Source organism: Pantoea sp. CTOTU49201 (assembly GCF_032054795.1).
Taxonomy (GTDB): domain Bacteria; phylum Pseudomonadota; class Gammaproteobacteria; order Enterobacterales; family Enterobacteriaceae; genus Pantoea; species Pantoea symbiotica.
This window is the reverse complement of record NZ_DAMBSA010000058.1, coordinates 3,726-16,692: the sequence shown is the minus strand read 5'-3', so window position 1 is coordinate 16,692 and position 12,967 is coordinate 3,726. Positions and strand designations below refer to the sequence as shown.

Here is a 12,967-nt window from a genome sequence, read left to right as displayed (position 1 = left end):
ACCGCCATTGCGGCGGTGGTGATCGGTGGCGCGGCGCTGACCGGTGGACGCGGCAACGTGCGCGGTACGCTGCTTGGCGCGTTCGTGATTGGTTTTCTCTCTGATGGCCTGGTGATTATCGGCGTCTCTGCTTACTGGCAGACGGTGTTCACTGGTGCCGTGATCGTGCTGGCGGTATTGCTCAACACCCTGCAATACGGACGGCGCGCTCGCTAACTCACGCGCGCTGTTTCAGCAGCGCGCGGATATCCGTAAAACCTGTACCCCAAATAATAACGGAGCACCAACTATGTTCACTAAACGTCTCTTCATCGCGGCCGCGGCTATGGCCATCACCACTTTTGCTGCACCCACCTGGGCAGATAACGGGTTAATGACGATTATCGTTAACGATCCTTCCAACCCTTACTGGCTGACGGAAGGTCAGGTAGCGCAGAAAGCTGCGGAAAAGCTGGGCTACAGCGCCAAAGTCAGTGCGCACAAAGGCGATACCAATACTGAAAGCCAGCTGATTGATACGGCGATCACCAATAAATCGAAAGCGATTATTCTCGATCCGGCTAACGCCGATGGCTCTGTCGGCTCGGTGAAGAAAGCCATCGCCGCCAACATTCCGGTATTTATCATCAATGCCGAACTGAATCAGAGCGGGCTCGCCAAAGCGCAGCTGGTATCAAACAACGCGCAGGGCGCGGCGGTTGGCGCGATGGAGTGGGTGAAGCAGGTGGGCGATACCGCCAACTATGTCGAGCTGGTTGGTCCGCCGTCGGATAATAACGCCGCCACCCGCGCCAATGGTTTTGATACCGTGCTGACGCAATACCCCACGCTGAAGAAAGTCGGCCAGGAAGTGGCTAACTGGGATCGTACTCAGGGCTTCAACAAAATGCAGTCGTTGCTGCAGGCCAATCCCAACATTAAAGGCGTGATCAGCGGCAATGACGAAATGGCACTCGGCGCGATCGCTGCGCTGAAAGAAGCCGGCAAGCTGAATCAAATCAAAGTCGGCGGTTTTGACGGTTCACCGGATGCGGTCGATGCCGTGAAAGCCGGTACGCTGGCTTACACCGTGATGCAGCCAGTGGCGCAGTTCGCGCAGAAAGCAGTAGAGCAGGCGGATACCTTCCTGAAAACCGGCAAAACCGGAGCAGCCTCCGAGAAGCAACTGTTTGACTGCATCCTGATTACCAAAGAGAACGCCGGTAACTTTGCTTCACCGTTTGTTCTGAAGCAGTAAATAAACCAGGTCGCCATAAATGGCGACCCTACATAGCGCGATATCTTCTGTAGGGTCGCCATTTATGGCGACCTCAGCATTTGCCAAAACCCATTTTAAACGCTGTAATGAGTGCCGAACCCGCTTCCCGCTTCACTTTCCCGGATGAAATATGGCGCACAACCCGCAGGACTCTTCCCTTGGCGTATTTATGGCCGAAACCTTACCCAGCGATAGCCGTCAGGCGCGACAGCTCGCCCGTCGTCAGCTAATCGCCGAAGCGGTGATGGCTGAAGGGGCGATCCGCATCGAAGATATCACCGATCGCTTTGGCATTAGTTTGATGACCGCGCATCGCGATATCGACGAGATGGTTGAACGCGGTTTGCTGCATAAATCGCGCGGAGTGGTCTCTGCGACGCCAACCAGCCTGGTTGAATCCAGCGATATCTACCGCGCCACGCGTCAGTTGGAAGAGAAGCAGGCGATTGCCGATGTCGCCGCCACCTATCTCGAACCGGGGCAGGCGATTTTCCTCGATGATTCCACTACCGTGCTGCAGATGGCGCGACTGCTCTCCGCACGTGCACCGCTAACGGTGATCACCAATTCACTCACCTTAATGAACGAGCTGCGCAACGGCCGCGATATCACCTTGATGGGCCTGGGCGGACAGTTCTATCACTGGTGCAATGCGTTTATGGGCCGTATGACGCGGGATGAAATTGCCAGCCTGCGCGCCGACGTGTTTTTCGTTAGCATGTCAGCAATTATCGACGATGCGGTGTTCCATCAATCCGCCGAAACGGTAGAGACCAAACGCGCGATGTTTGATGCCGCGCAGAAGCGCATTCTGATGATGGATTACACCAAGTTTGAACGTCGGGCGCTGCACCGCTTTGCGCATCTGAGTGAATTTGATGTGGTGATTGTCAATCAGGGTACGCCGGTGCCTATTTTGCGTCGTATGCAGGATTTAGGGGTGAATGTGGTGGTTGCCCCAATGAAAATAAATCATTCGGTTAATTCGTGAAAAGAGGGTTACCATAAATGGCGACCCTACGATTATATGGCATGCCAATCTTTACATTAATTTAAATATATTCCCGCCTCGTTGATTTTTTTACTTTCTTTAATATGTTCAGCGTCTTATTCGGGAATTTCCTGGTCATGAACGCGGCGTAGTGCTCTATGGTTATTATTCGGCCCTGGTTCAGAATGATGAGGTATCTGATGCTGATTAAACTTAAACGCACACGAACGCACGATGAGGACAGGAATCTGGCAATGTGGCTTGCCACCGCAGCCGGCGTGCTCAATGCGATCGCCTTGGGGGCGTTTGGCTTTTTCCCCTCACACATGTCAGGTAATACCTCACAATTATCCAGTGAAGTGTCGAACGTTAATTTCCGCGACATCACCTTTTTAGCCACCATTCTGTTTGCCTTTGTTTGTGGTGCAGTGACGGCGAGAATGGTGGTAATCAGCGGATTAGCCAATGGCAATCGTATTATATTCTGCCAAATATTGTGGGTTGAAGGGCTGGCCTTAATCGCGTTATCGCTGTTTGAAATGTTCTTTTATTCATCGGCCAATAACCGGGAAGTTATTGTTATTCTCGGCTTCCTGATGGGCGTACATAATTCAACCTCAACGCAGTTATCCAATGGCCGCGTGCGATCAACCCATATTACCGGCACCTTAACCGATGCAGGAATTTCACTGGCATCGGTATTAGCAGCGCTGTTCCGCCGCGATCCGTCGAAACAACTTTCGGGCCAGAAACGTCAGCTGTGGACGCATCTGACCACCATTTTCTCTTTTCTGATTGGCGGGATTATCGGCCTGATGATGTTTAAACATCTTGGTTTTAAAGCCATGGCGATGGTGGGCGGCATATTGCTGATTGTTGCCACGCTGGCGATGGTGAGAACGGTGGTCCGTGTAAAGAACAACCGTTCACTGGCGCTAAAACCGTCCGGCAAATGATTCCGCCATCGCCAGCAATGCCGCATGGACCGGACCGCTGGTGATGCTCGGAATGACGGAAGCATCGACAACGTAACCATTCTCCAGGCCGTGAATGCGCAGACGGCCATCTACCACCGAATCGCTGGAGGTTTTCCCCATCTGACAGGTGCCGACCGGATGATGATGGGTGATCACCGCGCGGGCGATGAAGTCATTCAGCGCGGCATCATCCTGCATCTCCGCGCCGGGCAGCCACTCTTTTTCGCGCCACGCATCTAATGCTGCGTCGTTGCCCATCTGACGGGCGATTTTCAACGCTTTAAGGAAGGTTTGCCGATCGTAATCAGTCTGCAAATAGGCGGGATCAATCAGCAATGGATCGCGGCTGTGCGCGCCAGTCAGGCGAATCTGGCCGCGACTGGTGGGACGCGTCACACCGCACAGCAAGGTATACGTGGTGCCGGGTTGTGGTTGCGGGAAGCTTTCCGCTACTGAAGGCGCGCAGACGCAACCTAACACGATATCGGGTTGCGCATCCGGTTGGCGAATATCCGCCGCGTTGAGATACATCAGTGATTCTGAGTGCTGCAAGCGGGTTGGGGCGATGGGTTGCCGAGCCAGCCAAACGTTGCCCGCCGCCAGCAGATGGTCATGCAGATTTTTGCCTACCTGTTGCAGCGGAATCTGGCAGTTGATGCCCGATTCCGCCAGTTCGCTGGCGCAACCAATGCCGGAGCGCATCAACAGCGCGGGCGAAGCCAACGCGCCCGCCGAGAGAATCACCGTGCTGGCGCTCAGCGTGCATGTTTTGCCGTCACGCTGACACTCCACGGCGCGAATACGCCGTTCGTCGATCAGCAGCTTTTCAACCTGGATATTGAGCAGGATGGTGAGATTTGGTCGTGCGCGCGCCGGTATCAGCCAGGCATCAGCGGCCGACACGCGCTTGCCGTCACGAATGGTCAACGAGTTGGCGGCGACACCGCACAATTTTCCGCCGTTATGATCGCCCAACCAAGGCGCGCCCTGATTCAGTCCGGCCTGCATGTAGCTTTTTACCAGCGGATGGAGGTCTTCATCCGGCAGCCAGACATTGAGCGGGCCGGCATCACCATGAACGGCGCTGGCTCCCTGCGAGAAACGTTCACTTTTAATGAACCACGGCAGTAAACCTTGCCATGACCAATGTTGGTCGCCGGTGGCGTGCGCCCAGGCCGCAAAATCGTCCTGATGACCGCGTACATGCGCCATCGCATGCAAGCAGCTGGAGCCGCCCAAAACGCGCCCGCGCGGCCAGGCATGCACGCGGTTGGCAGTACCGGCTTGCGGTACGGTGGCATATTGCCAGTCGTAAGATCGTCCCTGAATCAGCGGCCACATCGCCGGATTCGCGATGTCAGGATCGCTTGGCCACGCGCCCGCTTCCAGCAGGGCCACCTGACAATCTGGATTTTCTGAGAAACGTGATGCCAAAACTGAACCCGCCGAACCACCGCCAATAATCAGCACATCGTAATGCATTGCTTTTCTCCCCGGTTAAAGCGCTCAGGCGTAATCCTTCTTCGAAGGAGCAAAACCCAGGCGACTGATGATTTTTTGTTGCACCACGGCAAGGTGCTGCCACATGGCGCGCTCGGCGTTGTCGGAATCACGATTGGCGATAGCATCGGCGATTTGATGATGTTCACGATCGCGCTGCGCAATGCGCTCAAGCGTGGTTTCTTCGTCGCTTTCGGCAAAACGCAGGCGGCTATCACTGGCCACCTGATTGAGCAGGACAAATAGTTCGCTCACCAGGCTATTGCGCGACCCCTCGGCAATGGCGCGGTGAAAACGCTGATCGGCTTCGCTTGGCGAGATATCGTCTGGCGTGCTGGCGGCGGCTTTAATTGCCGCAATCTCTTCTGGCGAAGCGCGCAGGGCGGCGAGACGCGCTAATGCCGGTTCCAGCATCATGCGCATCTCCATCACTTCCAGCGGATTGGTGGAGCGCACCAGGTCGCTACCAATAAAGGTGCTGACCGGATCGGCAGAGGCAGCAACGGCAACCGGCTGCGTTCTGGGCTTACCGGAAGTAATGCGGCGTCCTGGACGCGCGGGTGGAATATCACCGCGATCGCGCATCATCTGCAGCGCAAGCCGCAGCAAATGGCGCTTCACATTCAGTTTTTCTGCCAGCACGCGCTCGGCAGGTAATCCACCTTTAGCAGATTTGAGTTTGCTAATCTGCGTGACCAGCTGTTCCAGCTTCTCTTGCTGTTTCTCTTTTACCGGCGAGCGTTCAGGCTGTGAAACGTTATTGGTTGTCATGGGCGTTCCTGTCAGTGTTCTTTATCCGTTGAAGCCGGAGTAGGGATGTTGATGATCTTTGCCATGCAACCAATAGAAATGGTTATTGTAATAATTATGAGCAAAAACAGATCACTTAAATAAAAAATCATCACTGCCTGAGGCAGAGAAATCACGATTTCCACATCATAACCGAAAAAAAAAGCGCGCACAAAACCATTTGTGAAATGGTTGATTTTTAAGGTTGAGAAACATAGTGTGAAGACTGTACACCCTAAACCTGTGAGGTCATGATGCGTCCTGCCTATGCTCAACCGCTGTTCACCCTGACAACCGGTCCGGTCGATGTTTATCCCGCTGTTTCTCGCGCCTTGTCGATGCCGATTTGGTACGACTACGATCCAGCGTTTCAGGCTTGTTTTGAGCGCGTCAGCCTGAAAGCCGCGCAGGCGTTGGCCAGCGATACGCCGCCGTTAATTTTGCAGGGCGAGCCGGTGCTGGCGCTGGAAGCGGCGGCCGCTTCGCTGATCGGTAAACAGGATGTGGTGCTGAATCTGGTGTCCGGCGTATATGGCGCAGGTTTTGCCGATTGGGCCCGCCGCTCTACCTCGCAGGTGGAAGAGATGCGCGTGGCGTTCAATCAGGTGATCGATCCCATGCAGCTCGATCGCTGGCTGGCGCAACATCCTGAAGTCACTATCGTCGCGGTGTGTCATCACGATACGCCGTCCGGCACACTCAACCCGCTGGATGAGATTGGGCGCGTGGTTAAACAGCACGGCAAGTTGCTGTTGGTTGATGCCGTGTCATCGTTTGGCGGTGTTGCAGTGACGGCCGCCAGCTGTCAGGCCGATGTGTTTGTCACCGGGCCGAATAAGTGTCTTGGCTGTCCGCCGGGATTGAGTCTGGTGGCGGTTTCATCTGCTGGCTGGCAGCAAATCACGCGCAATGCGTCCGCGCCGCGCGCCTCGGTGTTGAGCCTGCTTGACTGGCGCGACGCATGGAAAGCCGACCAACCTTTTCCCTACACACCTTCCATCGCCGAGATCAACGCGCTGGAAGCGGCACTTGATCTCTATTTGCGGGAGGGCGCGGAACAGGTTTGGGCGCGGCATGCATTAACCGCGCAGGCTTTTCGCGCTGGACTGGTGGCGATGGGATTACTGTTGTGGGCAGAGCACGCAAGCATTGCCTCACCAACCGCCACTGCGGTGCGTGTGCCTGCGGGCATCAACGAAGAATTGTGGCGTCTGCGCGCACGCGAAATGTATGGCGTAATGTTCTCCTCGGGGCGCGGCGAAACGCTGGGGAAAGTGCTGCGCGTTGGACATATGGGGCCAACCGCGCAGCCGATGTTCGCCATCATTGCACTGACCGCGCTGGCAGGTGCGCTGAACTCAATAAGTGATAAAAAAATCGACATCGCCGCCGGCATTGCGGCGGCGATGAAGGTGATAGGGTAAACGGTGTTTAGCGCGCGCCTCGCACGTAGGGCGCGCCCAACGCCGCTGGCAAACTGGCGCGACGCCCGAACAGCAGCAGCACCAACATCACCGCGATAAACGGCAGCATCTGAATCACATCGGTGGGCACATCAATGCCCAACACTTGCAAGGCGGTGGTCATCGATAAGCAGCAACCAAACAGCAACGCACCGGCCAGCACCCACAGCGGTTTGCCGCGTGCCAGCATCGCCAGCACAATGCCGATAAAACCGTTACCTTGAGTCATGAAGGGCACAAAGATGCCCGCGCCAATCTGTGACATAAATGCGCCGCCAAGTCCGGCAAACATCCCGGTGATCACCACGGCAAGGGTACGGGTGCGCAATACGTTGATGCCCGCAGCATCCAGCGCGGCCGGTTTATCGCCCGCTGCCTGCAGGTAAAGCCCGGCAAGCGTCGAGCGGTAAAGCCAGGCAAACAGCGGCACCGCTAGCACCGCCAGATAGACAACCAACGGCTGATTAAACAGCACCTGACCAATCACCGGAATCTGATGCAAACCGGGAATCGCCCAACTATCGACGTTGCCCAAACGGGGATAGGTGCGGCTGAACTGGAAGTAGTGCAGCAGCGCGGTGGCGCCTTCCGCACCGAGCGTAATAGCAATTCCCACCACAATTTGATTCAGCCGCCACCACACGCACAGCAGCGCCATCAGGGCGCCCGTCAGGCCACCGCCAATCGCACCAGCCAGCAGACCGAATCCCATCGACTGACTTTGCCAGGCGACATAAAACCCGAGATAACCGCCGCACAACATCATGCCTTCCAGACCGATATTCAGCACGCCGGCTTTTTCGGAGAGCTGTTCGCCCAATCCCGCCAGCAACAGCGGTACGCCAGCGATCACCGCGCCAAGCAGCAGCGACGTCAGGAAGCCAACCGTAAACAGATCCATACGCTACCCCTTTTTCTGGCGTTGACGCTGTTCAACGCATTCGGTTAATCCCAGTACCAGCATTAAAACTGCAACCGTAACCAGGGTAAAATGGTTGGGAATATCCATGCGCCGGGCTGCGCTTTCACTGCCGATGGAGAGCATCGAGAACAGGAAGACAAAAGCGATGGTGCCAAAACCGTTAAAACGCGCCAGAAACACCAGCGGAACCACCACTAAACCGTAAGCAGGATTCCAGTCAGCACGCACATTGCCTTGTACGCCCATGATCTCCACCGCACCGCCTAATCCGGCCAGCGCCGCCGAAAGGGCAAACACCGCCAGCGTCAGCAGGCTGACGGGAATTCCAGCGTGAATCGCCGCCTGGGGATTGGCTCCCACCACGCGCAGCTGCAGACCAAACGCGGTGCGCGTCATCATCCAGTGCACCGCTAAAATTGCCAGCAAACCAATCAGTAGACCCGAGGAGATATTGCTGCCAAACAGCGCCGGCAAGCGATCTTCCCAGGGCAAAGTGCGCGTCTGCGGCACCGTGGTGCTGGGATCAAAAAACACCAGCTTCACCAGCACGTTGGCCAGAGATATCCCGAGAAAAGACATCATCATGGTGGTGATGATCTCATTGATGTTTTGCCAGGCCTTCAGCAGCCCCGGCAACAGCGCCCAGATGCCGCCAACCAACGCGGCAGCAAGCATGGCAAGCAGCAGCGTCAGCCACACCGGCACGCCCCAGCCAATCAATGCCGGTGCCAGTGCGGAGGAGGTGACCGCACCAAGCAGAAACTGCCCGTCTCCTCCGAGATTCCACAGCCCGGCGCGAAACGCCACAATCAGGCTGGCAGCGATCAGCAGCAGCGGGCCCATACGCGTCAAAGTGGCTGCCAGCCCGGACGGAGTGAACAGCCCTTTGCGCACGATATAGGCGTAATACTCCAGCGGGTTAACGCCCATTATCAGCAACAAACTGCCGGTGATCGCCAGCGCGATCAGTAGCGGCACCAGTGAATAGGCCAGCCGCGTCAGCCACACTTTCATCCACGCGGGCAGTACCACCGTCGGTGATGACAGGCCAGTTTGTTCGGATTGACTGTTCATCAATGCACTCCACTCATCAGTTCCCCCACGCGCGAGCGGGCGCGGGGGTCGTTTTCGACCATGCCTACAATCTGGCCTTGCGACATCACCGCGATGCGGTCGGCGAGTTCCAGAATCTCTTCCAAATCGGTTGAAATCAGCATTACAGCGCTGCCGGATTCGGCGGTTTCGCAGATGCGGCGTCGCGTCGAGCGAATATTTTGCAAATCGAGGCCGTAGGTGGGTTTAGAGAAGATCACCGCGCGCGGTGTGCCGCCTAGTTCGCGGGCCAGCACTGCTTTTTGAATATTTCCGCCCGAAAGCTTGCCAATTGGCGTCTCTGTTTGCGGCACGCGAATGTCATATTCGCTAATGCGCGTGCGGCTCCACTCGGCAATGGCGGCGGTCTGCTCGATGCCGTTGCGCCAGAAAGGGGGATCGCCGATCTGCTTCAGAAGCAGGTTGGTGGCGACTGGGAAGGTGCCCACCGTGCCTTCGCCCAGACGATTATCAGTAACGTAGCGCAGACCGCGTCGCCGCCGCTCACCAATCGAGTCGCTCTCAATGGAAATGCCATCCAGCCAGATGCGCCCACTGTTGAGCGGGCGCTGGCCAGCAATCGCCTCAGCCAGCTGTTGCTGCCCGTTGCCATCAATACCGGCCACACCGATGATCTCTCCAGGGCGAATACGCAATTCGATGCGGCTCACCGGCACCAGCACGTCGTTCACTTCCAGCGCATGAATTTCCAGTACCGGTTTCGCGTCGTGCTGACAGCTGCTGATGCGTTCGCTGTGTTCTGCTTCACGGCTCTGCGTCGCATCAAGGTTAAACATCAGCTGCACCACCTGACGCGTGGCGTCTTCGCGGCTCAGCGCCCGCAAGCTGTCGGGAGTGATTTCGCCCACCTTACGTCCAAGACGCAGCACTGAAATACGGTCGCCCCAATCCAGTGCTTCATTTAATTTGTGGGTGATAAATACCACCGCCAAACCTTGCGCCACCAGCCGCCGCATAAGTTGCCCCAGCTCGCTAGCATTCTGTGGCGTGAGCATCGCGGTGGCCTCATCGAGAATCAGCACGCGGCTGCCGCGTAGCAGCGTGCGAACGATCTCAGCCTGCTGCTGCTCACCGAGCGACAGCGAACCGGCGGCCGCGTAGGGATTAACCTGCACGCCAATCTCTTTACTGACGCGCGCGATCTCCTGGGCGAACCGCGCACGCGGCGGGCGCTTCCACCAACGTTCGCCCAGCACAAAGTTATCGACCACCGAGAGTGAAGGCACCATCATCGAATGTTGAAACACCGTGCCAATGCCCAAATCCAGCGCCCGCTGCGGCGAGTTAATGTTTTGCTGCTCGCCCGCCAGCGTGATGCTGCCTTCATCCGGCTGCAACAAACCGGCGAGCATACTGACCAGCGTCGATTTTCCCGCGCCGTTTTCACCCAGTAACACGTGAACTTCTCCTGGCCACAGGGCGAAATCGACCTGATCGTTGGCGACAATGCCGGGAAATCGTTTGGTAATCTGCTTAACCGACAGCACGGGCGCGATATCACTCATAATGGGCTCCGGTAATTAATTCGATTTATGACTTTCCGCTATTTAATAAATCATGCAGCGATTTGGCATCATATTCCGCCGTCACTTTAATGCTACCTGCAATAATTTGTTGCTTGGTTTTTTCAACGCTTTGCCAAACATCATCAGGAATATGTGGAGTCTTTAATAAACTGATGGAACCATCGGCTAATGATGTTTTGTAATTGTGGCCGCCATATTTATCTGCTTTTAAGTCGGCAATCATCGCGCTGAATACCGGCGTCAGATTCCACAACACCGAACTCAATAAATTGCCTTTATCAATTTTCGATTTATCACCAATCACGTCGATGAAATAGACTTTGCCCCCATCTGCGGCTTTGGCCGTTTCTACCGCCTGCAGCATGCCGAAGCTTGAACCGTTGCCCTGACCAAAGATGATATCTGCACCGGCAGCAATCACCGAGGCAGTGACGCGTTTGCCGCCTGCGGCATCGCTATACGCCGCCGGGCCGATCACCGCATAGCGGATTTTAATCGCTGCATTAGTGGCGCGGGCACCGCGAATGAAAGCGTTGGATTGCGCATTCCATGAAGGCGGCTCCCCCGAAACCACCATGCCGAGCGTGCCGCTGCGGCTCATCTTCGCCGCCAGCACACCCGCCAGATAAGCACCTTCATGGCCACTGACGGTGTAATCAGCCACCATACCTGCTTTCAGTGCGGCGGGACTGTCTGTGACCGCTACCGGCACCTTGCTCTGCACCCCAATTTCTGGCGCGGCCTGGTTGTAACCGCTGGCGTGAGCAATCAACAGCTGCGCACCGTCATCGATGAGATCGCGCATTGCCGGGCGTACATCGCCATATCCTAGATTCTCTGCCACCATCACTTTCACGCCCTGTTTTTCCCCGGCGGCTTTAGCGGCATCAATGCCTTGTTGGTTCCAGCCAAAATCTGTCCCCGGTTCCGGGGTTAATATCGCAATCGATTTAATATCAGCCGCCTGGCTGCTGACGCAATAAAATAAACTAACCCACAGAGCGGAACGAATCATTTGCCAACTTCTCATCGTGGTGTTCCTCATTAATTGTTGTTGACATCAGGTTAAATTAAATAAATATTTATTTTGTTAACTCATCATTCTCTTTTACGGCGAGAGCAATTATGCGAAATCACTGGCTATTAAGTTGTGCAATTATTATTTCCGCTCCACTGTGGGCACAGGAAACGCTGCACGTTGAGCGGGGAACGCAAGGACTGGATAAATTTGTTATCGCGGTAAATAACCAGGGCAAACACGCTATATCCTGTGAAGTGGCGACCGCCCATTGGTATTCGGTGGCGTTGGGTGAGGTGGCACCCGGCAAATCGCTGCACACTACTCTGTGGAAAAACCGTGGCAGCGGCGAAGTGTTTATTCTTAATCAGCATCAGGATCGCATGCCGGTACAGCGCTTTTGGTGCGGTCAGCAGGGCGCCAGCTGGCAGACGCGCTATCAGTTCACGCTGCCCGACCGTCGCCAGCAGCTGCCACACTCGATCACCTTTGCCTGTCGTGCTGGAGGTGAAACCACGCAATGCCAGACCACCAGCTGATGCTGCATACTGTTTTGCCGCCATTCTCTCCTCCGCACATCTGATTAACGGAATGAACAGCGTAATCACAGGGTTACGCTGCTATGAACATGACCATTACGCCGGTGCATTTCATTAAGCTATTCACACAACCAATATGCAACCAATATTTTTGGTTGAATCATATCATTTGGTTATCACTCTTCTGCGAGTCATACATTTTTCCAGTGATAAAAAGGTGCACAGCCCCTGTTTTTACCCGTCACGAATTTCATAATTTTTAAAATTATTCTTTAAATACAATTAAATGATAGTGTTACGCATATCCAGGCATGGCCATTTTTTCAGTGTTTTTCGCAGTAAATTCCGGGGTTAACCAATCAGTTTACAACCAATTTTAATGGTTGAATTATTTTTGCTGTTGTGTTTTTCTGGCGTTACCGGGATCGCCAACACCAGAGGAAACCCGGAAATGGTTGAGTTATTGGTTTTACTGTTCGACCCGTCGTGAAGAGGTCTTTGCGGCGTGACAGATTCTCAAACTCAGGGGGTAGCCAGTGGAAGCGATGTTGAAAGGCGTAGCGCAACAAAAACTGAAAACCGGTGCGGAGTTCAAAGCTTCGTTAGATGATGGCCGTCAGTTATGGGTTAACGGCAAAAAACTGGAGAAAGTAACAGATGAACCGGCGCTGGCAGCGGGTGTCGATTTACTGGCATCAATGTTTGACGACCAGTTCACCGCAGAACATGCCGAAGCCACTACCGTCACCGACAGCGTAACCGGCGATGTCTACAGCCGCTCCTGGCAAATCCCACGCACCATCAGCGAACTGCAGGATCGTCGGAAGATGATCGAGTACACCTCGCTGAAAACCGGCGGTACCTTTGGACG

13 protein-coding genes are annotated in these 12,967 nt (G+C 55.2%); 7 read left to right on the top strand and 6 right to left on the bottom strand.

Translation table 11 applies throughout. The features are described 5' to 3' along the window. From RTY00_RS06570 to RTY00_RS06555, 4 genes are all read left to right on the top strand, one after another. Positions 1-216, top strand: a 216-nt coding sequence (locus tag RTY00_RS06570; protein ID WP_409519120.1) for an ABC transporter permease subunit, incomplete at its 5' end; no start/stop codon positions are given. Between the two features lie 73 nt (positions 217-289). Further along, positions 290-1,237: a D-ribose ABC transporter substrate-binding protein gene (locus RTY00_RS06565; RefSeq protein ID WP_312663871.1), complete on the top strand. Its 948-nt coding sequence runs from the start codon at positions 290-292 to the stop codon at positions 1,235-1,237. A 151-nt stretch (positions 1,238-1,388) separates the two neighbouring features. Beyond that, positions 1,389-2,249 carry a DeoR/GlpR family DNA-binding transcription regulator gene (locus RTY00_RS06560; protein ID WP_312663870.1) on the top strand — a complete coding sequence of 287 codons (861 nt, stop codon included), beginning with the start codon at positions 1,389-1,391 and terminating at the stop codon, positions 2,247-2,249. 200 nt (positions 2,250-2,449) lie between these two features. Continuing rightward, entirely contained in the window at positions 2,450-3,205 is a 756-nt protein-coding gene (locus RTY00_RS06555; RefSeq protein WP_312663869.1) for a YoaK family protein, read from the top strand. Here the strand turns inward: RTY00_RS06555 and RTY00_RS06550 are convergent. Together RTY00_RS06550 and RTY00_RS06545 are read right to left on the bottom strand one after the other, a co-directional pair. Further along, positions 3,185-4,708 carry a GMC family oxidoreductase N-terminal domain-containing protein gene (locus tag RTY00_RS06550; RefSeq protein WP_312663868.1) on the bottom strand — a complete coding sequence of 508 codons (1,524 nt, stop codon included), beginning with the start codon at positions 4,706-4,708 and terminating at the stop codon, positions 3,185-3,187. The genes RTY00_RS06555 and RTY00_RS06550 overlap by 21 nt on opposite strands. A 24-nt stretch (positions 4,709-4,732) precedes the next feature. After that, the gene (locus RTY00_RS06545; protein WP_312663867.1) at positions 4,733-5,497 is read right to left on the bottom strand and encodes an FCD domain-containing protein; all 765 of its coding nucleotides are present in this window, start codon (positions 5,495-5,497) and stop codon (positions 4,733-4,735) included. Between the two features lie 269 nt (positions 5,498-5,766). On the opposite strand from RTY00_RS06545, the gene ppaT reads away from it, so the two are divergent. After that, a complete protein-coding gene (gene ppaT, locus RTY00_RS06540; RefSeq protein WP_312663866.1) occupies positions 5,767-6,939 on the top strand; it encodes a pyridoxamine--pyruvate transaminase in 1,173 nt (390 codons plus the stop codon). A 7-nt stretch (positions 6,940-6,946) separates the two neighbouring features. On the opposite strand, the gene RTY00_RS06535 is transcribed toward ppaT, so the two are convergent. From RTY00_RS06535 to RTY00_RS06520, 4 genes are read right to left on the bottom strand one after another with little or no spacing between them, the layout of a single operon-like run. Beyond that, positions 6,947-7,879 (bottom strand): ABC transporter permease, encoded by a 933-nt coding sequence (locus RTY00_RS06535; protein WP_312663865.1) that lies wholly within the window; start codon positions 7,877-7,879, stop codon positions 6,947-6,949. Between the two features lie 3 nt (positions 7,880-7,882). Continuing rightward, positions 7,883-8,974 (bottom strand): ABC transporter permease, encoded by a 1,092-nt coding sequence (locus tag RTY00_RS06530; RefSeq protein ID WP_312663864.1) that lies wholly within the window; start codon positions 8,972-8,974, stop codon positions 7,883-7,885. After that, positions 8,974-10,518 carry an ABC transporter ATP-binding protein gene (locus tag RTY00_RS06525; RefSeq protein ID WP_312663863.1) on the bottom strand — a complete coding sequence of 515 codons (1,545 nt, stop codon included), beginning with the start codon at positions 10,516-10,518 and terminating at the stop codon, positions 8,974-8,976. Before RTY00_RS06525 ends, RTY00_RS06530 begins: the two co-directional genes overlap by 1 nt. A gap of 25 nt (positions 10,519-10,543) precedes the next feature. Further along, the gene (locus RTY00_RS06520; RefSeq protein WP_312663862.1) at positions 10,544-11,554 is read right to left on the bottom strand and encodes a BMP family protein; all 1,011 of its coding nucleotides are present in this window, start codon (positions 11,552-11,554) and stop codon (positions 10,544-10,546) included. 110 nt (positions 11,555-11,664) lie between these two features. Between RTY00_RS06520 and RTY00_RS06515 the strand changes: the two genes are divergently transcribed. Both RTY00_RS06515 and RTY00_RS06510 read left to right on the top strand, forming a co-directional pair. After that, positions 11,665-12,096, top strand: a complete 432-nt coding sequence (locus tag RTY00_RS06515) for a hypothetical protein (protein WP_312663861.1) — start codon at positions 11,665-11,667, stop codon at positions 12,094-12,096. Between the two features lie 545 nt (positions 12,097-12,641). Further along, positions 12,642-12,967 (top strand): 4-hydroxyphenylacetate 3-hydroxylase N-terminal domain-containing protein (locus tag RTY00_RS06510; RefSeq protein ID WP_312663872.1); only part of this gene is annotated, 326 nt, incomplete at its 3' end.

What these genes read in the sequence shown, in the direction of transcription:
- RTY00_RS06565 (WP_312663871.1), top strand. Translation starts at nt 290, where the DNA reads ATGTTCACTAAACGTCTCTTCATCGCGGCCGCGGCTATGGCCATCACC.
- RTY00_RS06560 (WP_312663870.1), top strand. Translation starts at nt 1,389, where the DNA reads ATGGCGCACAACCCGCAGGACTCTTCCCTTGGCGTATTTATGGCCGAA.
- RTY00_RS06555 (WP_312663869.1), top strand. Translation starts at nt 2,450, where the DNA reads ATGCTGATTAAACTTAAACGCACACGAACGCACGATGAGGACAGGAAT.
- RTY00_RS06550 (WP_312663868.1), bottom strand. Translation starts at nt 4,708, where the DNA reads ATGCATTACGATGTGCTGATTATTGGCGGTGGTTCGGCGGGTTCAGTT.
- RTY00_RS06545 (WP_312663867.1), bottom strand. Translation starts at nt 5,497, where the DNA reads ATGACAACCAATAACGTTTCACAGCCTGAACGCTCGCCGGTAAAAGAG.
- ppaT (WP_312663866.1), top strand. Translation starts at nt 5,767, where the DNA reads ATGATGCGTCCTGCCTATGCTCAACCGCTGTTCACCCTGACAACCGGT.
- RTY00_RS06535 (WP_312663865.1), bottom strand. Translation starts at nt 7,879, where the DNA reads ATGGATCTGTTTACGGTTGGCTTCCTGACGTCGCTGCTGCTTGGCGCG.
- RTY00_RS06530 (WP_312663864.1), bottom strand. Translation starts at nt 8,974, where the DNA reads ATGAACAGTCAATCCGAACAAACTGGCCTGTCATCACCGACGGTGGTA.
- RTY00_RS06525 (WP_312663863.1), bottom strand. Translation starts at nt 10,518, where the DNA reads ATGAGTGATATCGCGCCCGTGCTGTCGGTTAAGCAGATTACCAAACGA.
- RTY00_RS06520 (WP_312663862.1), bottom strand. Translation starts at nt 11,554, where the DNA reads ATGATTCGTTCCGCTCTGTGGGTTAGTTTATTTTATTGCGTCAGCAGC.
- RTY00_RS06515 (WP_312663861.1), top strand. Translation starts at nt 11,665, where the DNA reads ATGCGAAATCACTGGCTATTAAGTTGTGCAATTATTATTTCCGCTCCA.